This window comes from Dactylosporangium sp. NPDC049525, assembly GCF_040676755.1.
Classification (GTDB): domain Bacteria; phylum Actinomycetota; class Actinomycetes; order Mycobacteriales; family Micromonosporaceae; genus Dactylosporangium.
In genome coordinates, this window is the sequence record NZ_JBFAPO010000008.1 from 148,168 (window position 1) to 169,232 (window position 21,065).

Sequence of the window (21,065 nt, forward strand, 5' to 3'; positions counted from 1 at the left end):
GACGTGCGCCCGGAGCTACGCGTCGTCGCCCGCGGGCGGAGAATCCAGGAGCGCGTCGATGCGCTGGACCAGCTCCGTCATGCCGATCTGGGCGGCCGCCCGCCTGGTCAGGTCGAGGACCTGTCGTGCCTCGTCCCACTGGCCCGCGGCCAGCAGCAGCCGGCCGAGGACGTCACCGACGACGGCCAACCCGTCCGGTCGCTGCAGTTCGGTGAGCAGTTGGAACGCGGTGATCAGCCGGGGGCCGGCCGCCTGGTGGTCCTGCCGGGCGAGGTCGATCTGTGCCAGGCCCCAGTTCGCGGACGCGATCCCGTCGGGGTCACCGAGGTCCTCGTTGACCTCGAGGCATTTCTGCTGGAGCTCGGCGGCCTCGGCGTAGTCGCCGCGCTGGAAGGCGATCTCGGCGACCTTGCCCCACGTGATGGTCGTGGAACGGGTGTCGCCGAGGCGTTCGAGCACAGGTAGTTGCACCTGATGGTAGATGCGCAGCGCCTCGTCGTAGTCGCCGCGCTGGTAGGCGATGTCGGCGATGTCGCCCCACGTGACGGCGATCGAGCGGGTGTCGCCGAGGCGTTCGTACACGGGCAGTTCGATCTCGCGGCGGATGCGCAGCGCCTCGTCGAACTCGCCGAGCCGGTAGGCGATGTCCGCGATCCAGCCCCAGGTGACGGCGATCGAGCGGGTGTCGCCGAGGCGCTCGTACACCGGGAGTTCGATCTCGCGGCGGATGCGCAGCGCCTCGGCGTAGTCGCCGCGCTGGTGCGCGATGTCGGCGATCCTGCCCCACGTGACGGCGATCGAACCGGTGTCGCCGAGGCGTTCGTACACGGGCAGTTCGATCTCACGGTAGATGCGCAGCGCCTCGTCGTGGTCGCCGAGCTGGTAGGTGATGTCGGCGATGTCGCCCCACGTGACGGCGACGGAACGGATGTCGCCGAGGCGTTCGTACACCGGCAGCTCGACCTCGCGGCAGATGCGCAGCGCCTCGGCGTAGTCGCCGCGCCGGTACGCGATGTCGGCGATGTCGCCCCAGGTCGCGGCGGCGGAACGGATGTCGCCGAGGCGTTCGTACACGGGCAGCTCGATCTCGCGGCGGATGCGCAGCGCCTCGTCGTAGTCGCCGCGGCGAAAGGCGATGTCCGCGATCCAGCCCATCGCGGTCGCGGCCTCGCGCGGCGAGCCGGCGGCGGTGAGCATCCGGTGGGCCTTGTGCAGCAGCCGTTCGGCCTGCTCATGATCGCCCCGGGTCATCAGGTGGGTCGCGTATTCGGCCAGCACCCGGGCGTGGTCGAGCGAGTCGCCGTCGGGCTGGTCGCCGGCCTGGTCGACCGCCCGCTGGAACAGCCCTTCGCCGGCGTCGCCGTCGCCGGTGGTGAGCGCCGCGGCCGCGACCTGCCGCAGGAGGTTGCTGTGCACCGGGCGCTGGTGCCGGTCGAGCAGCGCGATGGCGTCCCGGCCGAGCGCGAACGCGTCCTCGGCCGGCCCCTGCTGCAGTCTCCGCACGGCGGACGGCGCGCTGGACGCGGCGACGGCGGGTGCGTCGCCGAGCAGCGCCAACCGGGTCAGCTCCACATCCAGGAGCGCGTCGCGCCGGTCCTCGGCGGCGGTGGCGCCCCACGCGGCGAACAGGGCATCGACCACGACGGCGGCCAGGGTGCGCTGGGTGCCGGGGTCGAGAGGAGCGAGCCGGCCGGCGGTGAGGGCGTTGACGGCGACGGCCGGGCGGCCCGGGTCGAACAGGTCCGGGAAGCTGTCCAGCAGGCCGAGGCCGCGCAGCCGCACCAGCGAGCCGCCGACGGTCTCGGCCAGCACGTTCAGGACCGGTTCGGGCACCGGCACCTGGAACAGCGTCGCGGCGCGCAGCAGGCCCAGGTCCGTGCGGCCGGCCTGCTCGATCAGGGCGTCGAGGGCGAGACTCTCCAGAAACGCGCGGACCTCGGCGTCGGGGGGCAGGTCACCCTGCTGCAGGTAGTGCTCCATCCCGGCGACGACGGACTCGGCGCGGTGGATGTCGACCTGCTCGCCGTAGACCAGCCGCAGGCCGATCAGGTCCTGCAGGCCGGGGTTGCCGCGGCTGACCCGGCGGGCCCGGCCGGCCAGGTCGGCGCGTTCGGCCGCCCGCGCGGTGGTGGTGAGGGCCTGCTGGCGGCGCTGGAGCTTGTGCTGCGCGACCGGGGACAGCGGCTGCAGCTGCACGGTCTCCAACCGGCGCTCCAGGCCGTCGAGGGTGAACGTGTACCGGCTGGTCAGCAGCAGCCGGCTGTCGGACTCGGCCGGGTCGAACGCCCGTACCACGGCCGCCAGGGTCCCGGCGTGTTCCGGGGCGACCCGGTGCGCCCCCATGGGATCGGATCGCAGGATCTGCTCCAGGTCGTCGATGACCAGCAGCAGCGGCCGTTCGACCGGGCCGGTCTGCGCGCACGGCCCGGCGAGCAGGTCGATCAGCACCGCCTCGATCGCCTCCGGCCGCCGCCGTACCTCCGCCCGGCGCTGTTCGACCAGCTCCCGGGCCGCCGGGTTGCTGCGGACCGCGGTGGCGACCGCGTCGAGCACGGCAAGGGCGGTGTAGTCGCCGAACACCACGGCGACGGCCCGGTCCGGGCACCGGTCCGCGATGCGCGCCGCGAGGCTCGACTTGCCCAACCGGCCCTGGCCCTGCAGCAGCACCCCGGCCCGGTCGCCGGACCGCAGCGCCCGCAGCGACCGCTGCAGCTCCAGCCGGCGGCCGACGAACATCGCCGCCGCCGCGACCGGAACGTGCTGCTTGCGGTCCAGGAACGTCTTCGTCGCGTGGTTCGCCGGGACCATGCTCCTGCGCCGCACGCCCCCGACCAGCGGGCCGCCGCCGGCCGGGCCGAACCACAACCGGGCCAGGTGCCAGTCCCGGCGCGCCATCGGGTCGTCGGAGTCCAGCAGGACCCGCCGGGCGTCGGCGACCGCGACCGCCAGATCGGCCCGGGCGCCGAGCTGCCGGTACAGGTGCTGCGCGAACACCGTCGCCGCCCGGTCGTCCACCGATCCGTCCCAGCCCAGCACCGCCGGGACGCCCGCCGCCACCAGCCCCGTCGCGAGGGAATGCGCCACCCCGTGGCCGCCGCCGGCATCACCGCCGGCCACCGGAGCCGGGGTCAGGTCCCGGCGCTGGCCCGGGCCGGCCGGCAGGTGCCGGGTCGCGTCCGCGCCGGTGGCGGTCAGGCACGCCGACACGAACACCAGCCGCGGCAGGCTCGTGAGCAGCCGCACCAGGTCGGCGGCCGTGGTCGGGCGGGCGGCGCCCACCTCGTCCTCCATCATCAGGGCCGGCATCGCCGGGTCGTCCGGGCGCCGCCGCCACTGGTTCGTCCCGTGGCACGACAGGTGCACCACCGGCAGCCCGCCGAGATCGGCCAGGCGCTGCCCCAGTTGCTCCGGATCGCCGGTGTCGTCGACCATCAGGTCCAGCCGGGCATCGCCGACGGCGGTCAGGATCGCCGCCTCTTCCGCCTCGAAGTCCAGCTCCGCCTGACCGCGCGGCGAGGACGCCATGAACGCCAACCCCAGCCGGAACTCGTCCGTCCCGGGTCGCGGGCCGACCGGCCCCAGCCGGCGTACCACTGCGAACCGGGCCAACGCGTCGGCCGCCAGGAACCCGCCCGCCGGGTCGGCGAGGAGCTCGAACGGCGCCCGCAGCACCGCCCAGTCCCGCTCCGACGGCCTGGCCGGTGCCCGCACCTCGAACACCAGCGGCACCGGGGCCACCGCCAGCAGCCCCGTCAGCTGGCCCAGGTCCCCGTCCAGCCACCGGAACAGCTCCCGGCCCAGCCCGATGAGCACGGCCGGGTCCGACCCGGCGTGCACGGCGTCCACGTACTGCCCCGTCAACGCCCGCAGCAGGGCCGCGTCGGCCTCCTCGACCGGCCGGCGCGGCCCCACCCGTTTCCCCCCGGCCAGGATCTCCAGGCCGGCGCCGTCCAGCACCAGGCCCGTCACCGAGGCCTCGTCGACGTCTGACCCCTCCACCGCCGCCACACCGACTCCTGACGGACAGCGATGCGCCACGATCGAGTGGCGGTCGACCCCACGGATTACCGAGGATCAAGCCATGACCACAGAGGTGCGATTCGACCGGCTGCGGACCGAGCGGCTCGTCATGCGGCGCTGGCAGGAGTCCGACCGGGCACCGTTCGCCGAGCTCAACGCCGACCCGGAGACCATGCGGTTCTTCCCGGCCCCGCTGGACCGCGCGGTCAGCGACGCGCTGATCGAGTCGATCGAGACGCGGTTCGACCGGCAAGGATTCGGGTTCTGGGCCCTGGAGGTGGCCGCGACCGGCGCGTTCATCGGACTCACCGGCCTCAACCCGCTGCCGGACGGCGTGCCCGGCGCGGGCGGCCTGGAGGTCGGCTGGCGGCTGGCCAGGCACGCCTGGCGGCACGGATACGCCACCGAGGCGGCCCGGGCCGCGCTCGGCGTCGCGTTCGACCAGCTGGGCAGGTCCGAGATCTGGTCCCTGACGGCGGTCCTCAACGAGCCGTCCCAGGCCGTCATGCGCCGCCTGGGGCTCACGGAGGCGGCCCGGTTCGACCACCCCAGGATCCTGCCGGGTGATCCGCTCCGCCGGCAGGTGGCATACCACGGCACCCGCCCGCCCGCACGTGGCTGATCCGGTGCGGGGCCCAGGTCAGCTGCGGGCGCCGGGGCGGACCGCGGCGGCGGCGGCGCGGACGGCGGGGGACAGGGCGATCGCGATCACCGCGTAGCCGGCGCTGGACGGGTGGAAGCGGTCGGGGCTGAACAGCGCCGGCTCCGCGGCAAACGCCGCCGCGCTCCGGCCGATGTCGGCGACCCGGGCTCCGGCGGCCAGCGCCGCCTGGGTCTGCGCCTGCTGCAGCGCGTGACTTCCGGCGCGCACCACCAGCCGCAGCTGCGGCGGCACCCACGGGATGACGCTCAGGTCGGGCGCGGGCGTCACCACGACCTCGGCGCCGGCGGCGCGCAAGGCACGGACGGCGGACCCGAGCAGCGCCGCGGCCCGCTGCGCCGGGACGAAATGGGTGAGGTCGTTGGCGCCGACGATGATGAGCGCCACGTCCGGCGCCGCCGCGGTCGCCCGCCGCACCTGCTCCGCCAGGCCCTGACTGTCCGCGCCGGGGACCGCGAAGACCCGCGCCTGCGTGGGCGTGCCCGCCGCGGTCAGGGCGGCGGCCAGTCGCGCGCCGACGGTGTCGGCCGGGTCCGACGCGCCCTGCCCGTAGGCGATGGAGTCGCCGAGCACGGCGAGGGTGAGTGTCACACCGGTGGACAACGCCGGAGCCGCCGCATTGCTTCCGTCCGTCCACTACGGTGACCCAGTCCGAAACATCGTCCCGCAAGGAGCACGCGTATGGCACGGATCGATCCGGTCGAGATCCTGGCGAAGGTGAGCGAGGACAACGGCAAGCAGCGGGCGTTCGAGGTGTGGCAGCACAAGGCGGTCAAGGCCGGCTGGCCGGTGACCGTGGAGTCCGAGTCGGTGGACCAGCCGGGGCCGGAGTGCGGCGTGGTGGAGATCGAGGGCCTGCGGTACACCATCCGGCACGAGCCGCGGGTCCGGCAGCGGATCGCCGGTGCGTGGGAGTTCACCCACGCGGCCTGGGCCGAGCCGGTCCTGAGCTGACCGTCGTGTGACGGCCGCCGCATGACGCGGCTCTCAGTGCGGGCTCAGGCATTGAGGACGATGATCGAAGCATGACAGCGGTGTTGGAACGCCCGACCGCGTTGCTCGTGGCCGTGTCGAGGCCGTGGTTCTGGCCGGTGTCGTGGGTGCCCGCCTATCTCGGCACCGTCCTGGCCGGTCACGCGTGGCTGCCGGACCGCGAGGACGCGCCCCGGGCGCTGGTCGCCCTGCTCGTCCTCGGCCCGCTGATCTGGGGCGCGGTGCTCGCCCAGAACGACCTGCAGGACCTGCGCAGCGACCGGGACAACCCGCGCAAGGCAACGGCGCCACTGGTCACCGGAGCGGTCTCCGCGAGGCGCCTGCGGGTGTGGTACCGGTGGATCGCGCTCACCGCCGTCGCCGCCGCCCTGTACGTGGGGCCGCTGTTCGTCCTGGGCGTGGCGGGCGTGCTGCTGCTCGGCTGGGCGTACAGCGTGCCGCCGCTGCGGCTGAAGACCCGGCCGGGCTGGGACGTCGCGGTCAACGCCCTCGTGGTCGGGGTCGTGTCGCCGGCCGCGGGCTGGGCGATCACCCGGCCGCCGTGGGAGTTCCCGTGGCAGTTCGGGCTGATCGGCCTGCTGTTCGCCGCCGCCCTGTACGTGCCGACGACCGTGACCGACCTCGCCGCCGACACCGGCGCCGGCGACACCACGTTCGCGGTGCGGTTCGGGCCCCGGTTCGCGCACCGGCTCGGCGTCGCGCTGTGGGGCTCGGCGCTCGCGTTCTCGGTGCTGTGCGCGTGGCTCGACGTGCTCGTGCCCCGCTCGACCCTGGTGCCGCAGCTGCTGATGACCCCGGTGCTGCTCGCCGGATACGCGATCCTCACCCGCCGGCCCACCATCACCAGGCTCGCCGTGCTGTCGGTGCTGTTCGGGATCCCCACGATCGGCTTCGCGCTCGCGTACATCGGCTGAGACTTGACCTTGCCCCAAGGGCACGCCGCAGACTCGGGGGCGTGGACGGCAAACACCTGCGGGCGGGTGAGTTCGGCGCGGCCGCGCGGCTGTCGCCGAAGGCCCTGCGCCTGTACGCGGAGCAGGGCCTGCTCGTCCCGGCACGGACGGACCCGGCGACCGGCTACCGCTGGTACACCCCGGACCAGCTGCCGCGGGCCCGGCTCATCGCCAGGCTGCGGGCGCTCGGGGTGCCCCTCGCCAAGATCAGCGTCCTGGCCGACCTCACCCCGCAGGCGCGGGCGCTCGACCTACGGGGATGGTTGCGCACCCAGCGCAAGCGGCTCGACGAACGCGCCGCGGTGGTGGAGGCGATCGACCGCGCCTACGAGGACGCTGCGCTCCTCGACGCGGTCCGCCTCCGGGACGTGCCGGCGACGAAGGTTGTCTGCCGCAGCCGGCAGGTCGACGTCGTCGCTCTCCGGGACCTGATCGCCGCCGGGCAGCGCGACATCCGCGCGCACCTGCGCGGCTCCGGGCTGCCGTACGACGGTCCGATGCGGGTCTGCTTCTCCGATCTCGTCACCCCCGAGAGCGAAGGGTCCGTCGAGGTGGCGGTCGCCTGCGACGGCCCGGTCGAGCCCGTCGACGACCTGTACATCCGGCTGGTGCCCGCGCACACCGAGGCGTACCTGCCGGTGCCCGCGCCGCTGGAGGACTACCCGCTGATCCTGCGGGTGTACGACGCGGTCGAGGCGTGGACCGACGCGCGTCCCGGGGCGACATGCACCGGCCGCCCGTACGAGATCTATCCGGGCACCGGGGCAGCGCGCTTCGACGTCGCGTACCCCGTTGCACACTGACAGAGAGGGCTTCTCGTGCGTCATCTTGCCTATGTCGGCAACGGACCGTACTGCTACGCCAACGCGTTCGCCATGCTGCTGGGCGAGCGGGCACCGTCGACCGCGGTCATCGAGGTCGCCACCGGCGGCCCGTTCGGCATGCAGCTCGTCGCCGGCACGCTCGTGTTCTTCGACGCGTACGGCTGGAACCCGGAGCTGGGCTTCGACCGGGCGCTCGACGCGATCGGCTGGACCTCGACCGTGCACCGGGGTGGCGACGCCGGCGACGCGCTGGCCCGGCTCGCCACCGCGGCGTCGGACGGGCCGGTGTGGGTCGGCCCGTTGGAGATGGGGCACCTGCGCCACCACCCCGAGATGACCGGCCCGATCGGCGCCGACCACTTCGTCGTCGTCCTCGACGTGAACGACGAGCGGGTCCTCATCCACGACCCGCACGGCTACCCCTACGCCGAGGTCCCGGTCGGCGACTTCATGGCGGCATGGCGGGCGGAGACGGTGAGCTACGGCGACCCGTACACGATGCGCACCGGCTTCACGAAGGTCGCCGAGGTGCCCGACGCCGACGCGATCAGGTCCGTCGTCCCGGCCGCGATCGCCTGGCTGGGCATGCGTGAGGACGCCGACCTGCCGCCGGGCAGCCTCGGCAACGGCGAGGCCGCCGAACGGGTCGCCGACCTCGTCGAGGCCGGCGCCGGCAACGGGCTGCGCGAGCACCTGATGTACTTCGCGATCCGGGTCGGCGCGCGCCGGCTCAGCGACACCGCCGACTGCCTGCTGCTGGCCGGCTATCCCGGCGCGGCGGCCGTCGCCGCGACACAGGCCCGGCTCGTCGGCTCGTTGCAGCACCCGGTGGTCACCGGCGACTTTCCCGCGGCCGCGGCCGCGCTGCGCGCCCTCGCCCCGACCTATGACCAGCTCCGTGCCGCCCTGAGCTGAGCGGCCGGGGACAGCGCCGCGCCCGCGGTGCCGTTACGATCTTGCGGCGTGACGACCTTTCCGTACAAGCCCGGCAGCCCCGAGGGTCTCGCGGCCCGGTGGGTGCAGTGGGTCGCGGCGACCGGACCGCTGCGCAACCCGGTCCTGGACGACACCGGCCGGCACGCGCACCGCCGCCAGCCCGCCGACGTGTGGTTCCTGGCCGGGTGTTTCGGCGGTGCCGTCGAGCGGCGGTGCGGCGTCCCCGCGGGCCGCCCGCTGTTCTTCCCGGCCTTCAACATGTGGTGCCCGGACGGCACACACATTCCGCCGTTGCCGGGCGCGACGGGTCAGGCGTATGTCGACGGCGCGCCGCACCCGGTCGAGCCGATCGACGCGGCGGAGCTGTTCGAGGTGCGCGGCGCCTTCCTGAACCCGGTCACCCGGCGGCGCGGCGCCGTCGGCATGCGGGTGTGGGGGCTGTGGTCGACCGTCGAGCCGCTCGACCCGGGGGAGCATCAGGTGCGCTTCACCGGCACCGACGGGCACGGTTTCCGGGTCACCGCGATGTACGAGCTGACGGTGGCCTGATGAGCACCGACGACGTCTACGACCAGCCGATCCGCGCCCAGTTCGAGGCGTTCCTCGACGAGCACCGCGCCGCGCTCGACGAGAGCCTGGACGGGCTCACCGAAGCGCAGGCCCGCCGGTCGCTGGTGGCGTCCCGCACGACGCTGCTCGGCCTGGTCAAGCACGTGACGTTTGTGGAGCGGGTCTGGTTCGACGAGGCCGTCACCGGCCGCTCCCGCGCCGAGCTCGGCATCCCCGCGACGCCGGACGAGACGTTCGTCCTGGACGACGCGGACACGATCGCCTCCGTGCGCGAGGCCTACCGGGCGGCGTGCGAGGCGTCCCGGCGGGCGACGGCGCCGCTCGGCCTGGACGACCTGCTGCCCGGCAACCGGCGCGGCCCGCTGCCGCTGCGCTGGGTCTACCTGCACGTGCTGCGCGAGCTGGCGCAGCACTGCGGGCACGCGGACATCCTGCGCGAACAGCTCCTCAGCAAGTAGCTACGCGCTGCGGCGCCGCTGCGCGGTCGCCTTCTTCGCAACCGTCTTCTTCGCAACGGTCTTCTTGGCAGCGGCCTTCTTCGCGACGGTCTTCTTCGCGGCGACGGGGCGCTGCGGTGCCGCGGGTGCGGCGGCGGCCTCCTCGCGGAGGGACTGCAGGCGCCGCTCCTCGCGCTTGTTCTCGGCGTGCGTCTCACGCTCCCGGGTGAGCCACTCCGGCGGGTCGGCGGCCAGGGCGGCGATCTGCGCGGTCGTGAGCGGCTCCGTGATCCCCCCGCGCGCCAGCCCGCTGTTGGACACCCGCAGCCGGGCGGCGACCACGTTGCGCGGGTGCGGCCCGTCGCGGCGCAGGTCGGCCAGCCACTGCGGCGGGTTGTGCTGCATCTCGTCGAGCTCCTCGCGGGACACCATCCCGTCCTGGAACTCCTGCGGCGTCGCGGGCAGATACACGTCAAGCTTCAGCGCCGCCGTGGAGGGCTTCATCACCTGGGACTTCTTCGGCTTGCTCACCGGGTCAGGGTAGCGACCCGGTGAACGGAAGCAGACATCGCCCGCACCGTGGTGCCCGCCGTCACCCTGTGGGTCCGCGATGCCGGATGCCCGGGCGGGTAACCTGGCCAGGTCCCGGTCGAACTCCTCGGAGGTGCCGTGCCCCAGCCCGAGGATCGCCCACCAGCGCCGTTCCGCCTGCTCGTCGTCCCCGGCGTCACCGTGGACAAGTGGACCCGCGCCTGGTCCGAGCGACTGCCCGAGGTGGACCTGCGGCTGGAGCCCACCGAGGCCGCCGACGCACCGGCGCTGCTGACCGCGGGGGCCGACGCCGGGCTGATCCGGTTGCCGGTCGATCCCCTCCTGTTCCATGCGATCCCGCTGTACACCGAAGCCACCGTCGTCGTCGTGCCCCGTGAGCACCTGATCGCCGCCGCCGACCAGGTGACCGTCGCGGACCTGGCCGACGAGACGCTGCTCAGCCCGCTGGACGACGTGCTGACCTGGCCCGCGCCGCCGGCCGCGGTGCTGCCGGACCGGCCGGCGACCACGGCCGCCGCGGTGGAGCTGGTGGCGGCGGAGGTCGGTGTCCTGGTGGTGCCGCAGTCGCTCGCCCGCGCGTATCACCGCAAGGACCTCACCTACCGGGTCGTCACCGACGCGCCGGCGTCGTCGGTCGCGCTGGTGTGGGTCCGCGACCGGCACACCGACCTGGTCGAGGAGATGATCGGGATCGTCCGGGGCCGGACCGCGAACAGCACCCGCGGCCGCGCCCAGGACCCACCCGCGTCCGCTCCCGCCGCGCCCGGCGGCCAGTCGGGCGGCCAGTCCGGTCGGCAGCCCGCCAGGCAGCAGCCGAGCCGGCAACCCGGCGGGCAGCAGGGCAGGCAGGCGGGCAAGCCCGGTGCGGCCCGCGGCGCCTCGACCCGCGGCGGCCCGGCCAAGCGCCGCGGCCGTTGACGTCCGGCGAGCACGCCGGCAGGCGCGGCGTGGGGATGGACGCGACGAAGGTCCACGCGGTGCTCGACGCGCTCGCGGTGGCCGGCTGCCCGTGCTGGATCTCCGGCGGCTGGGGCGTCGACGCCCTGGTGGGCCGGCAGACCCGCGCGCACCGCGACCTCGACCTCGCCATCGACGCGGGCCGGGAGGCGGACGCGATGCGCGGGCTCGCCGCGCTCGGGTACACCGTGGAGACCGACTGGCGGCCGATCCGGGTGGAGCTCGTCGAGCCCGGCGAGGGCCGTGTCGACCTGCACCCTGTGGCGTTCGACGGGACCGGCGACGGCCGGCAGGCCGGCTTCGACGGCGCCTGGTTCGACTATCCCCGCGCCGACCTGGTCAGCGGCACGATCGGCGGGCGCACCGTGCCGTGCATCTCCGCCGGACTGCAGCTGACCTTCCACACGGGCTACGAGCCGCGCGACGTCGACGTCGTGGACCTGCGCCTGGTGCGCGACCTGATCGCCCGGCGCTGATAGCGTGCCGCTGTGCCGAGCCGCCTGTGGATCACCATCAACGCCAGACTGCGCCCCTTGGACCGCGGCGAACGCTACGAGGACCCCCTGGAGGAGGCCCTCGACGCGAAGGCGCCGGGCAGCCACATCGGTGGCGGCGGGACCCTGCTGTCCGCCGAGGGGGAGCCGACCGTCAGCGACGTGGACCTCGACGTCGCCGGCGACGCCGGGGCGGTCCTCGCGCTGACGATCGCGACCCTCGAGGCGGCCGGCGTCCCCAAGGGCTCGAAGGTCCGGCTCGACGACGACGAGCCAATCACGTTCGGCGTCACCGAAGGGCTCGCGGTGTATCTCAACGGCACCGACCTGCCCGGCGAGGTCTACGAGCGCAACGACGTCAACGACCTCATCGCCGCGCTGCTGGACGCGCTCGGCACCGAGGGCGAGCTGCAGTCCTACTGGGAGGGGCCGCAGGAGACGGCGCTGTACCTGTACGGGCCGTCGGCCGGGCGCATGAGCGAGCTGATCGCCGGCGTGCTGGAGCGTTTCCCGCTGGCGCAGCGGTGCAGGGTGGTGCCGCTGCCGACGACGCTGCCGGACCGGGACTGAGGCGGCGTCCGTGCGGCTGCACGTGGGATGTGCGATGTGGACGCACAAGGCCTGGCAGGGCCGCTTCGTGGCGCACCCGCTGCCGGCGCACGAGCGCCTGCGGGCATACGCGGGCTGGTGCAACGCGGTGGAGGGCAACACCACGTTCTACGCCACGCCGACCCGGGACACGGTGGCGTCGTGGGCGCAGCAGACCGACGCGGACTTCCGGTTCGTGGTCAAGCTGCCGAAGCGGGTCACCCATGAGCGGCGCCTCGCCGACGCCGGCGCCGACGTCCGCGCGTTCCTGGACGCGATCGAGCCGCTGGGCCCCCGCGCCCACGCCGTGTGGATCCAGCTGCCCGGATCGTTCGCGCCCGACGACGTCGCCGTGCTCGAAGGGTTCCTGCGCCGGATGCCGGCCTCCCACCGGTACGCCGTGGAGGTCCGCCATCCCGGGTTCTTCACCGACGCACGCTCCACCCACCTCCTGGAGGCCGCGCTCGCGGGCACGGCGGCCGAGTGGGTCCCGTTCGACACCACCGCGTTCTTCCGCACCCCGCCGACCAGCGAGGCGGAGCGGGACGCGTGGACGAAGAAGCCCCGCATGCCGCTGCGGACGGCAGCGCTGACCGACCGCCCGATCGTGCGGTACCTCGGCCGCGACGACACCGACCGCACCGTCGAGGGCTGGCAGCACTGGCTCGACGTCGTCACCGCCTGGCTGCGCGAGGGTCGCTCGCCGACCGTGTTCGTCCACACCCCCGACAACGCCGACGCGCCGGCGCTCGCCCGCCGCTTCCACGCCGACGTCCGCGCCCGCCTGCCGGAACTGGCGCCCCTGCCCGACCCCGAGCCGATCGAGCCGCTCACGCTGTTCTGAGCCGCTCCACCACTCCTCACCGTCCCGGCGCCGTTCGCGCCGGCGCCGCGCCTGTCCGCGGTGACTACCATGCGGTCGTGGACTGGGGGACGTTGGCGGCCACCGCACTGGGCGGGCCGCTCGGCGCTGGTGGCACCGTTGTGGTGGATCAGCTGCGGTGGCGGCGTGATCACGGCGCGCGGGAGCGCAGCGGCACCCGTGAGCTCTACGGCACGGACGCCGAATGGGACGCCTCGATTGCCGCGGTCCGGGCGGCGATCGAAGCGCTCAAGTCCGCGACGAGGGCAAGCCTCGCCGGCAATCCTCGCCGCTGATCGGCCCTTGCTTGCGCGCGGGTCACCAGTGTTTTCGAAAACGATTGTCGAACCGCTGGGCGTGGTTTGTGATCGGCACGGTGTACACCACACTCCCATGCCGAAACGGCACCGGTCCTGGCGCAAGGAACAATCTCACGAGGGGCGACCAATGACTGCCGGCTCCATCCGAAACCCGGTCCTGCCCGGATTCCACCCAGACCCGTCGATCCTGCGGGTCGGCACCGACTACTACCTCGCCACGTCGACCTTCGAGTGGTTCCCTGGGGTGCGCCTGCACCACTCCCGGGACCTGGTGCACTGGCGGCCGATCGGCGGGGCGCTGGACAGCGTCCGGCTGCTCGACATGACCGGCAACCCCGACTCCGGCGGCATCTGGGCCCCCTGCCTGTCCTATGTGGACGGACTGTTCCATCTCGTCTTCACCGACGTGAAGTCCTACTCCGGCTTCTGGGACACGCCCAACTATCTGGTGACCGCGCCGTCGATCGAAGGACCGTGGTCGGCGCCGGTGCCGCTGCACGCCCAGGGCTTCGACCCGTCGATGTTCCACGACGACGCCACCGGCCGTAGCTGGCTGCTGTCCAACCGCACCGACTGGCGGCCCGGCCACGCGTGGGCCAACGGCATCATCGCCCAGCAGTACGACCGCGACGCCCGGTCGTTGATCGGCGCGCCCGTCGACGTGTACACCGGGACCGCCGCCGGCATGACCGAGGGGCCGCACCTGTACCGGCGGGACGGCTGGTATTACCTCGTCACCGCCGAAGGCGGCACCGACTGGTTCCACCAGGCGACCGTGGCCCGCTCCCGGGACGTCCTCGGGCCATACGAGTCCGACCCGGCGGGCCCGCTGATCACCGCGGTGCACCGGCCGGACCTGGCGCTGCAGAAGGCCGGGCACGGCAGCCTGGTGGAGACCCCGGCCGGCGAGTGGTTCTTCGCCCACCTCACCGGCCGGCCGCTCAGCCCCCGCGGGCGGTGCGTCCTGGGCCGGGAGACCGCGATCCAGCGGGTCACCTGGACCGACGGCGGCTGGCCCCGCATCGACGGCGGCGTCCCGCACGACGAGGTCGCCGGGCCCGACCTGCCGGCCCACCCGTGGCCGGACGAGCCGGAGACCGACGACTTCACCGGCCCGGCGCTCGGCCCGCACTGGAGCACCCTGCGCCGCCCCGCCGACGCCACCTGGGTGTCCAGCACCGCGCGCCCCGGGCACCTGCGCGTCCACGGCGGCCGCTCGCCCGGTGCGAGGTCCGGCGAGAGCCTGGTCGCCCGCCGCGTCCAGCACGCCCGCGCCACGTTCGAGGCGACGGTCGACTTCGCGCCGGAGCACTTCCAGCAGCTCGCCGGGATCACCGCGTACTACAACACCCGCAACTGGTACTTCCTGCGCGTCGGGTTCGACGAGGCGGCCGGCGCGTTCGTCGACGTGCTGTCCAGCGACCGCGGCCGGGTCAGCGCGCACGGCCCGGCCGTCCCGGTGCGCGGGCCGGTGCGGCTGCGGCTCGACCTCGACGGCGGGGTGCTGCGCGCCTCCTACGGCGACGTCGAGTGGGGCCCGTTCGACGCGAGCATCCTGTCGGACGAGTACGCCCAGGAGTCCGACGGCGGCGTGCCGCGGGCGTGGGGCTTCACCGGCGCGTTCTTCGGCCTGTGGGTGCAGGACATGACGGGCGCCGGACGGCCCGCCGACTTCTCCGCGGCGACCTACAAGCCGCAGCGCTGAGTTGTCGCGGTGGCGGCTGCGGATCTGCCCGCAGCCGCCACCGTCATTACTCACTGCCAGTTTCCTGGTTACGTCGAGCGAGGGCGCCGGGTACTTCACCTGCCCGCGCTTTGACTCTGCACCCGTCTGAGCAGGACCTCCGCGTCGTAGGATGCAAATGCACGTGCATCTGCGTGGGAGGGGGCACCGCGTGACGGAGACCGACAGGCGTTTGCTGGAGGGCGCGCCATCAGTGTTCGGCATCGTCGCCGACCCTGAGGACGACGGCCACCCGTGCGTCGTCGCCTGGGGCCATCAGCTCGCCGACAGCGCCGTGACCAGCTGGTTTCTGGCCGACGGCAGCCTCGAGGTCGCGGTGTTCGGCTCCGCGGAGGCGGCGTTGGAGACGGCCGAGACGCTGTACCCCGCCCGGCTCGTCTGGGTCGCGCCCGGGTGCTTCCCGGACTGATCCGGTGGTAGGTGGGGTGCGCCGCCACCCCGCACTCATGCGCGGCGCACGACGGCCGATGGTCCGGCGTGGAACCGTCTCGGAACAAGCGCAGCTCGGAGCACCGCTCCCTGCTGCGCGACCCGGTGCTGCTCGGCATGGGCGGGCTGACCGTCGCCGTGGTGGTGTGGTTCCTCGCCGGCCCGGGTGACAGCAGGTCGTCGTGGCTGATCCAGGCGGGCCTCGACGTCTCGCTGCTGTGGTTCGCCCGGCGGCTGGCGGCGCTGAGCGCCGCGAAGTCCCCCGGCCGCCGGTTCTGGCGGTCGTTGTCGTTCACCGCCCTGTGCTGCGCCGCCGGCGACGGCTACCAGTCCGCCCTGGTGCTGCGGCACCCGGAGCTGACCCAGGTCAGCATCGTGCAGACCGGCCTGGTCGTCCTCGGCATGTCGGGCATGGTCGTCACGATGCTCCGCCACCCGCTCGGCGCCGACGGCCGGCAGCGGCTGCGGCTGTGGCTGGACGCCGCGACCGTCCTCGTCGGTGTCGCCGTGTTCCTCTGGTACTTCTCGATCGGTGCCCACCTCGGCGCGGACCGGGCGATGGACCGCTTCGCCACGGCCGCCATGTCGGCGGTGATGCTGGTCATCGTCTTCGGTGTGCTGAAGCTGATCCTCAGCGACACCGCGCCGTTCACCATGGCCGCCGGGATCGCCGGCAGCATCGGCACGGCCGGCACCGCGGTCGGCGCCTCGGTCGCCACCGTCCTCACCGGCGAGCCGAACCCCGCACTGATGACCGTCGCGCAGCTCATCCCGTGCATTCTGGTCGCGTTCAGCCTGCGGCTGCAGGAGCTGCAGACCCGCCGCCGCCGCGGCGACCGGCCGGCCGGCCCGCGGGGCCGGTTCAGCCGGATGCCCTACCTGGCGGTCGTCGCCACCCAGATCCTGCTCGTCGCCGCGCTGGTCGAGGTGCGCCCGGACGCCCGGGTCTGGGGCGTGACCGCCGGTGTCGTCATCATCACGGTCCTCGTGCTCACCCGGCAGCTCGCCGCCTTCCATGACAACGACCGGCTGCTGACCGACCTGGACCGCAGCATGCTCGAACTGCGCAGCCAGAAGGAGTGGTTCAGCTCCCTCGTCCAGCACGCCTCCGACGTCACCCTGGTCGTCGACGCCCGGGACGCGGTCACCTACGTCAGCCCCGCGGCCGGGTGGATCCTGGGGATCGACCCGGGTCAGGCGCTCGGCACGGTCCTGCGGCACCGCGTACACCCGGACGACGTCGACGCGTTCGACGCCCTCGCCGCGCATCCCAGCGACCCCGCCGGGCCCGCGTCCGCCGCCTCGGCGCAGGTCCGGCTCCGGCACGCGGACGGCTCCTACCGGTGGCTCGACGTCGTCGGCGCGGACCTGCGCGGCCATCCCAGCGTGCGCGGCGTGGTGTACAACGCCCGCGACATCACCGAGGCCCGCGCCCTGCAGGACAGGCTGCGCCACCAGGCGACCCACGACACCCTGACCGGCCTCGCCAACCGTGCGCTGCTGGGCGAGCGCCTGCAGCTCCGCGCCGGCGGAGGGCAGGCCAGCGTGCTGGTCATCGACCTCGACGGCTTCAAGGAGATCAACGACGGACACGGCCACCACGCCGGCGACCACGTCCTCACGACCGTTGCGAGCCGGCTGACCGCGCTGCTGCACGCCGGCGACCTGGCGGTCCGCCTCGGTGGCGACGAGTTCGCGGTGCTGCCCGCCGACCCGCACCCCGGCCGCGTCGCCGCGCTGGCCGAGCAGATCGTGGCCGCGCTGTGCGCCCCGGTCGACCTCGACGGCCGGCCGCTGCGGATCGGCGCCAGCGTCGGCGTGGCCACCGGCCCGGCCGGCGACCCCGACCGGCTGCTGCGCGAGGCCGACGCCGCCATGTATCGCACCAAGCAGCACCGCAAGGCCACGGCCACCGTCTGACGTGGTTTCGGGCGTCAGCGCCCGTGGCTGTGAGCGGTCAGGCGCACGAGCCGGTCGGTGCCGCTGGCGTCGACGGTGAGCTCGTCGGAGAGTTTCGTCGCGAGCCACAGACCCCGGCCGTGGAGCTGGTCCGGCGGGGGAGCGGCGGCCGGCACGTTGAACTGCCACGGTGCGGTGCCCTGGTCCACGACCTCGACAACGAGCCGCCGCGCCTGCAGGATGAGGGTCACCGTCGCCGTGCCGCCGCCGTGCTCCACGGCGTTGATGACGATCTCGTTGACGGCGACGGTGAACGCCGCCGCCCGCTCGGGTGAAAGACCCACCTCGTGGCCCGCCTCGGTCACCCGGCGCCGGACCTCGGCGACGCCGGCCACCGTCACCGGAGGCAGTGCCACCAGCACCGGGGGTGCGTCAGGGTCGTCCCACATGTCACATCCACAACGTCGTGCGCCGCCTGCAGCGGCGTCGCAGGCGGTCTGGAACCGCCGCGGCTGTCGCTGCGTCCTCGCCGAGCCACCATATAGGGTCAGCAGGCGCTTGTCGTTTCGCGGAAGGAGGGCCCCATGGCATTGTCGCTGTCCACCGATCGCGACGCCGACACGATCACTGTGACCGTCGCCGGTGACGTCGACCTGTCGACGGTCGCCGAGCTGGACCATGCGGTGCTCGCCGCGGTCATCGGCGCGACGAGCGTGGTGATCGACCTGGCGGCGGTGACGTTCATCGACTCCGCCGGCATCAACACGCTGCTCAAGAGCAGGCGGCTGGCCGATGAGCGGGGCCGCCGCTTCCGGATCGCCAACGCGACGGGTGTCGTGCGGGACGTCCTCGACCTGACCGGGGTGCTGAGTCACCTGTCTGGCTGAAACACGGGATCGAGGTCGATCCGGCGGGCGCCAGGAGAGTGCGACACTGAGCGGGCAGCTCGATGGACGTAAAGCGGAGAGGCAGGGCCACGGTGCCGAGGCGCGGCGGAAAGGCGATGGCCGACAGCGCGGAGAGGCTGCGTCGGCTGCAAGCTGTGACCGACGCCGCCCTGTCACAACTCGGGCTCGAGGACCTGCTCCACGAGCTGCTGGAGCGGACCCTGGACATCCTGCGCGTCGACAGCGCCGCCGTGCTGCTGCTCGACCAGGACGGCACGGACCTCGTCGCGACCGCGGCCGCCGGCCTCGGCCGGGAGCTGCAGCACGACCTGCGGGTGCCCGTCGGTGTCGGCTTCGCCGGTGGCGTCGTCGTGCGCGGCGCGCCGGTCGCCGTCGAACGCGTCGACCGCACCGGCGACTTCGGCGCCGCGCTGCTGCCGGCGCGGACCACCTCTGTCCTCGGGGTGCCGATGCTCAGCAGCGACCGGGTCATCGGCGTGCTGCACGTCGGCACCGTGGAGCCGCGGTCGTTCACCGACGACGACGTCGAGCTGCTGCAGCTCGTCGCCGACCGGGCCAGCCTCGCCACCCAGGCGCGCCGGTCGCACCTGGACCGCGCCGCCGCGGTGGCCCTGCAACGCAGCCTGCTGCCGGCCCGCCCGCCGGCGATCGCCGGCCTGGACCTGGCGGTGCGCTATGTTCCCGGCGCCCAGGTCGGCGTCGGCGGCGACTGGTATGACGTCTTCGACCTGCCGTCCGGCCACGTCGGCATCGTCATCGGCGACGTCGCCGGCAGCGGGCTGCACGCCGCCGTCGTCATGGGTCGCATCCGCAGCGCGCTGCGGGCGTACGCGATGGAGACCGACGACCCGGCCGACGTCCTGACCCGCCTGGACCGCAAGGTGCAGCGCTTCGAGCCCGACGCCATGGCCACCGCCGTCTACGCGGTGCTGGACCCCACCCTCAGCACGGTCACGCTGTCCAACGCCGGCCACCTGCCGCCGGTGCTGACCGACCCGGACCGGCCGGCGCACCTGCTCACCCTCGACCCGGACCTGCCGCTGGGCGCCTACCGGGGCGCCGAGCGCCGCGACACCCGGATGCCGCTGGAGCCGGGCCAGGGCCTGTTCCTGTACACCGACGGCCTCGTCGAACGCCGCGACCGGAGCATCGTCGCCGGGCTGCGGCGGATGGTCGGCGTGCTGAAACCCGGCTCGGCCGACGCCACCTGCAACGCGGCGATGACGCTGTTGGACAACACGGCACCGACCGACGACGTCGCCGTCCTGGCCGTGCGCCGCGTGTAGCCGCTAACCGCCGGCGACGTGGTTGCGCAGCGCGGGATCCAGCAGTGTCGCGGCGTCCCAGTCGCCTTCGCCGCCGGCCGCTTCGCCCGCGGCGACGAACACGGCCTCGACCGGCCGCAGCCGCCCGATCAGCGCGTCGAGCGGGTAGCGGTCGACGAACCGGGCGCCGGCCCGGTCGACCAGCAGCACGGCGAGCGGCCCGTCGCCGCCGAGCGGCAGGTCGGGGTAGACGTTGCCACCCCAGTACATGACCGGCGTGGCCTCGTCCGTCTCGGCGAAGCGGCCGGCGCCGGCGAGCATGAGCAGGCTCGTCTGGGTGCCGTAGACGTCGGCGTGGTAGTCGTACAGGTAGACCTCCAGCGCGCCGTCGTGGTGGCGGGCGAGGGTGACGCCGCCGGCGGCGCGGGCCGCCAGGAGCCGCAACGGGGTCCCGGCGCGGGCGTCGCGGATCGCGGCCACCGCCGCCGGATAGCCGGCGATCTCGGCCAGGTCCCAGTCGGGGTCGCCGGCGTCGTCCGCCCAGCCCGTCCACATCGCGGCCGGGTTGTCGATGACGTCGAGGCCCGGCAGCGGCGCGGCGAGCCACGCGTCGAAGCCGGCCCGCGACATCGGCATCCGGGTCGCGAGCATGTACGAACGACCCCCCACGGGCCACCTCCACCAGGTCGACGGCAGTCGTGGCGACGATACCGGCGTCACCGGCCGGCGGCGTCCAGCAGGGCCAGGTCGTCGGCGGACAGCCGCAGCGCGCCCGCGGCGACGTTGTCGGCGAGGTGGCCGGGGTCGCCGGTGCCGGGGATCGCCAGGACGTGCGGGCCCTGGTGCAGCGTCCACGCGATGCGGACCTGCGCCGCGCTCGCCCCGTGCGCCTCGGCGACGGCCCGCACCGCGGCGTCATCGTCACCCACCGTGCCCGCCGCTCCGGCGGTGCGGCCGGTGCCGGCGATCGAGTAGAACGGCACGAACGCGATGCCCAGCGTGCCGCACCGGTCCAGCAGCGCGGCCTGGTCGGGGCGGACGCCGACGCCGTACATGTTCTGCACGCACACGACCGGCGCGATGGCGAGGGCCTCGTCGAGGTGGTGCGGGTGGACGTTGGACAGGCCGAGATGCCGGATCAGGCCCGCCTGCCGCAGGTCCGCCAGGGCGCCGAACCGGTCCGCGACCGGGTCCGTGCCGACGACGCGCAGGTTCACCACGTCCAGGTGGTCCCGGCCGAGCTGCCGCAGGTTCTGCTCGACCTGCGCGCGCAGCTGCCCCGGGCCCGCGTGCGGCTCCCACGCACCGGACCGGTCCCGGGCGGGCCCGACCTTCGTGGCGATGACCAGGTCGCCGGGGTACGGGGCGAGCGCCCGCCCGATCAGTTCGTTGGCGCAGCGCGTTGCCGAGAAGTAGAACGCGGCGGTGTCGATATGGTTCACGCCGAGCTCCACGGCGCGGCGCAGCACCGCGATCGCCTCGTCGCGGTCGCGGGGGACGGCGCCGGGCGCGAACGCCTCGCCGTGCTGCGGCAGGCGCATCGCCCCGAACCCGAGCCGGTTGACCGTCAGGTCGCCGAGTGTCCAGGTGCCCGCGGCCGCCGCGGTGATCGTCTGCGAAGTCATGCGCAGAGCCTCGCGACGCCCGCGCCGC

At 74.0% G+C, this 21,065-nt stretch carries 23 protein-coding genes; 17 read left to right on the forward strand and 6 right to left on the reverse strand.

All coding sequences use genetic code 11. The features are described from left to right. Positions 1 to 15: 15 nt before the first annotated feature. On the reverse strand, positions 16 to 4,008 hold the full coding sequence (locus tag AB0K00_RS15240; protein ID WP_363520726.1) for a tetratricopeptide repeat protein: 3,993 nt from the start codon (positions 4,006 to 4,008) through the stop codon (positions 16 to 18). Positions 4,009 to 4,081: 73 nt separating this feature from the next. Here AB0K00_RS15240 and AB0K00_RS15245 point away from each other — a divergent pair, with 73 nt between their 5' ends. Further along, a complete protein-coding gene (locus AB0K00_RS15245; RefSeq protein WP_363520728.1) occupies positions 4,082 to 4,642 on the forward strand; it encodes a GNAT family N-acetyltransferase in 561 nt (186 codons plus the stop codon). Positions 4,643 to 4,660: 18 nt separating this feature from the next. Here the strand turns inward: AB0K00_RS15245 and AB0K00_RS15250 are convergent, their stop codons facing one another. Then, positions 4,661 to 5,284, reverse strand: a complete 624-nt coding sequence (locus AB0K00_RS15250; RefSeq protein ID WP_363520731.1) for a GDSL-type esterase/lipase family protein — start codon at positions 5,282 to 5,284, stop codon at positions 4,661 to 4,663. A gap of 78 nt (positions 5,285 to 5,362) precedes the next feature. Between AB0K00_RS15250 and AB0K00_RS15255 the strand changes: the two genes are divergently transcribed. The 6 genes from AB0K00_RS15255 (at position 5,363) to AB0K00_RS15280 (ending at position 9,415) form a co-directional block, all read left to right on the forward strand. Next, entirely contained in the window at positions 5,363 to 5,635 is a 273-nt protein-coding gene (locus AB0K00_RS15255) for a hypothetical protein (RefSeq protein WP_363520733.1), read from the forward strand. Between the two features lie 71 nt (positions 5,636 to 5,706). Next, a complete protein-coding gene (locus AB0K00_RS15260; RefSeq protein ID WP_363520736.1) occupies positions 5,707 to 6,588 on the forward strand; it encodes a UbiA prenyltransferase family protein in 882 nt (293 codons plus the stop codon). Between the two features lie 41 nt (positions 6,589 to 6,629). Beyond that, a complete protein-coding gene (locus AB0K00_RS15265) occupies positions 6,630 to 7,430 on the forward strand; it encodes a MerR family transcriptional regulator (RefSeq protein ID WP_363520739.1) in 801 nt (266 codons plus the stop codon). A gap of 15 nt (positions 7,431 to 7,445) precedes the next feature. After that, positions 7,446 to 8,366, forward strand: a complete 921-nt coding sequence (locus AB0K00_RS15270) for a hypothetical protein (protein WP_363520741.1) — start codon at positions 7,446 to 7,448, stop codon at positions 8,364 to 8,366. 48 nt (positions 8,367 to 8,414) lie between these two features. After that, on the forward strand, positions 8,415 to 8,936 hold the full coding sequence (locus tag AB0K00_RS15275) for a hypothetical protein (protein WP_363520743.1): 522 nt from the start codon (positions 8,415 to 8,417) through the stop codon (positions 8,934 to 8,936). Continuing rightward, positions 8,936 to 9,415, forward strand: coding sequence for a DinB family protein (locus AB0K00_RS15280; protein ID WP_363520745.1), 480 nt, complete (start codon positions 8,936 to 8,938; stop codon positions 9,413 to 9,415). Before AB0K00_RS15275 ends, AB0K00_RS15280 begins: the two co-directional genes overlap by 1 nt. On the opposite strand, the gene AB0K00_RS15285 is transcribed toward AB0K00_RS15280, so the two are convergent. Further along, a complete protein-coding gene (locus AB0K00_RS15285) occupies positions 9,416 to 9,925 on the reverse strand; it encodes a DUF5997 family protein (RefSeq protein WP_363520748.1) in 510 nt (169 codons plus the stop codon). It abuts the gene before it with no gap. 138 nt (positions 9,926 to 10,063) lie between these two features. On the opposite strand from AB0K00_RS15285, the gene AB0K00_RS15290 reads away from it, so the two are divergent. The 8 genes from AB0K00_RS15290 to AB0K00_RS15325 all read left to right on the forward strand — a co-directional run bounded on the left by AB0K00_RS15290 (position 10,064) and on the right by AB0K00_RS15325 (position 17,260). Next, positions 10,064 to 10,864, forward strand: coding sequence for a LysR substrate-binding domain-containing protein (locus AB0K00_RS15290; protein ID WP_363520751.1), 801 nt, complete (start codon positions 10,064 to 10,066; stop codon positions 10,862 to 10,864). Between the two features lie 35 nt (positions 10,865 to 10,899). Beyond that, positions 10,900 to 11,379: an aminoglycoside adenylyltransferase gene (locus AB0K00_RS15295; RefSeq protein WP_363520753.1), complete on the forward strand. Its 480-nt coding sequence runs from the start codon at positions 10,900 to 10,902 to the stop codon at positions 11,377 to 11,379. A gap of 12 nt (positions 11,380 to 11,391) precedes the next feature. Then, positions 11,392 to 11,967 (forward strand): hypothetical protein, encoded by a 576-nt coding sequence (locus AB0K00_RS15300; RefSeq protein WP_363520756.1) that lies wholly within the window; start codon positions 11,392 to 11,394, stop codon positions 11,965 to 11,967. A 34-nt stretch (positions 11,968 to 12,001) separates the two neighbouring features. Then, positions 12,002 to 12,829 (forward strand): DUF72 domain-containing protein, encoded by an 828-nt coding sequence (locus AB0K00_RS15305; protein ID WP_363520758.1) that lies wholly within the window; start codon positions 12,002 to 12,004, stop codon positions 12,827 to 12,829. A gap of 77 nt (positions 12,830 to 12,906) precedes the next feature. After that, on the forward strand, positions 12,907 to 13,143 hold the full coding sequence (locus tag AB0K00_RS15310; protein WP_363520761.1) for a hypothetical protein: 237 nt from the start codon (positions 12,907 to 12,909) through the stop codon (positions 13,141 to 13,143). A 151-nt stretch (positions 13,144 to 13,294) separates the two neighbouring features. Further along, positions 13,295 to 14,872 (forward strand): glycoside hydrolase family 43 protein, encoded by a 1,578-nt coding sequence (locus tag AB0K00_RS15315; RefSeq protein WP_363520762.1) that lies wholly within the window; start codon positions 13,295 to 13,297, stop codon positions 14,870 to 14,872. A 190-nt stretch (positions 14,873 to 15,062) separates the two neighbouring features. Further along, positions 15,063 to 15,320 carry a hypothetical protein gene (locus AB0K00_RS15320; protein WP_363520764.1) on the forward strand — a complete coding sequence of 86 codons (258 nt, stop codon included), beginning with the start codon at positions 15,063 to 15,065 and terminating at the stop codon, positions 15,318 to 15,320. A 68-nt stretch (positions 15,321 to 15,388) separates the two neighbouring features. Next, complete coding sequence (locus tag AB0K00_RS15325) at positions 15,389 to 17,260, forward strand: sensor domain-containing diguanylate cyclase (RefSeq protein ID WP_363520767.1); 1,872 nt, start codon at positions 15,389 to 15,391, stop codon at positions 17,258 to 17,260. A gap of 14 nt (positions 17,261 to 17,274) precedes the next feature. Here the strand turns inward: AB0K00_RS15325 and AB0K00_RS15330 are convergent, their stop codons facing one another. Then, positions 17,275 to 17,688, reverse strand: a complete 414-nt coding sequence (locus AB0K00_RS15330; RefSeq protein ID WP_363520769.1) for an ATP-binding protein — start codon at positions 17,686 to 17,688, stop codon at positions 17,275 to 17,277. Between the two features lie 135 nt (positions 17,689 to 17,823). On the opposite strand from AB0K00_RS15330, the gene AB0K00_RS15335 reads away from it, so the two are divergent. Both AB0K00_RS15335 and AB0K00_RS15340 read left to right on the forward strand, forming a co-directional pair. Next, positions 17,824 to 18,126 (forward strand): STAS domain-containing protein, encoded by a 303-nt coding sequence (locus AB0K00_RS15335; protein WP_363520771.1) that lies wholly within the window; start codon positions 17,824 to 17,826, stop codon positions 18,124 to 18,126. Positions 18,127 to 18,281: 155 nt separating this feature from the next. After that, positions 18,282 to 19,433, forward strand: coding sequence for a GAF domain-containing SpoIIE family protein phosphatase (locus tag AB0K00_RS15340; RefSeq protein ID WP_363520774.1), 1,152 nt, complete (start codon positions 18,282 to 18,284; stop codon positions 19,431 to 19,433). 3 nt (positions 19,434 to 19,436) lie between these two features. Here the strand turns inward: AB0K00_RS15340 and AB0K00_RS15345 are convergent, their stop codons facing one another. Then, entirely contained in the window at positions 19,437 to 20,081 is a 645-nt protein-coding gene (locus AB0K00_RS15345; protein WP_363520777.1) for a hypothetical protein, read from the reverse strand. A 47-nt stretch (positions 20,082 to 20,128) separates the two neighbouring features. Continuing rightward, positions 20,129 to 21,037, reverse strand: a complete 909-nt coding sequence (locus AB0K00_RS15350; protein ID WP_363520780.1) for an aldo/keto reductase — start codon at positions 21,035 to 21,037, stop codon at positions 20,129 to 20,131. Positions 21,038 to 21,065: the final 28 nt, after the last annotated feature.

Excerpts from the sequence above, each read along its gene's own strand:
- AB0K00_RS15295 (WP_363520753.1), top strand. The coding sequence starts at position 10,900 with ATGGACGCGACGAAGGTCCACGCGGTGCTCGACGCGCTCGCGGTGGCC.
- AB0K00_RS15335 (WP_363520771.1), top strand. The coding sequence starts at position 17,824 with ATGGCATTGTCGCTGTCCACCGATCGCGACGCCGACACGATCACTGTG.
- AB0K00_RS15255 (WP_363520733.1), top strand. The coding sequence starts at position 5,363 with ATGGCACGGATCGATCCGGTCGAGATCCTGGCGAAGGTGAGCGAGGAC.
- AB0K00_RS15280 (WP_363520745.1), top strand. The coding sequence starts at position 8,936 with ATGAGCACCGACGACGTCTACGACCAGCCGATCCGCGCCCAGTTCGAG.
- AB0K00_RS15305 (WP_363520758.1), top strand. The coding sequence starts at position 12,002 with ATGTGGACGCACAAGGCCTGGCAGGGCCGCTTCGTGGCGCACCCGCTG.
- AB0K00_RS15260 (WP_363520736.1), top strand. The coding sequence starts at position 5,707 with ATGACAGCGGTGTTGGAACGCCCGACCGCGTTGCTCGTGGCCGTGTCG.
- AB0K00_RS15350 (WP_363520780.1), bottom strand. The coding sequence starts at position 21,037 with ATGACTTCGCAGACGATCACCGCGGCGGCCGCGGGCACCTGGACACTC.
- AB0K00_RS15245 (WP_363520728.1), top strand. The coding sequence starts at position 4,082 with ATGACCACAGAGGTGCGATTCGACCGGCTGCGGACCGAGCGGCTCGTC.
- AB0K00_RS15330 (WP_363520769.1), bottom strand. The coding sequence starts at position 17,688 with ATGTGGGACGACCCTGACGCACCCCCGGTGCTGGTGGCACTGCCTCCG.
- AB0K00_RS15315 (WP_363520762.1), top strand. The coding sequence starts at position 13,295 with ATGACTGCCGGCTCCATCCGAAACCCGGTCCTGCCCGGATTCCACCCA.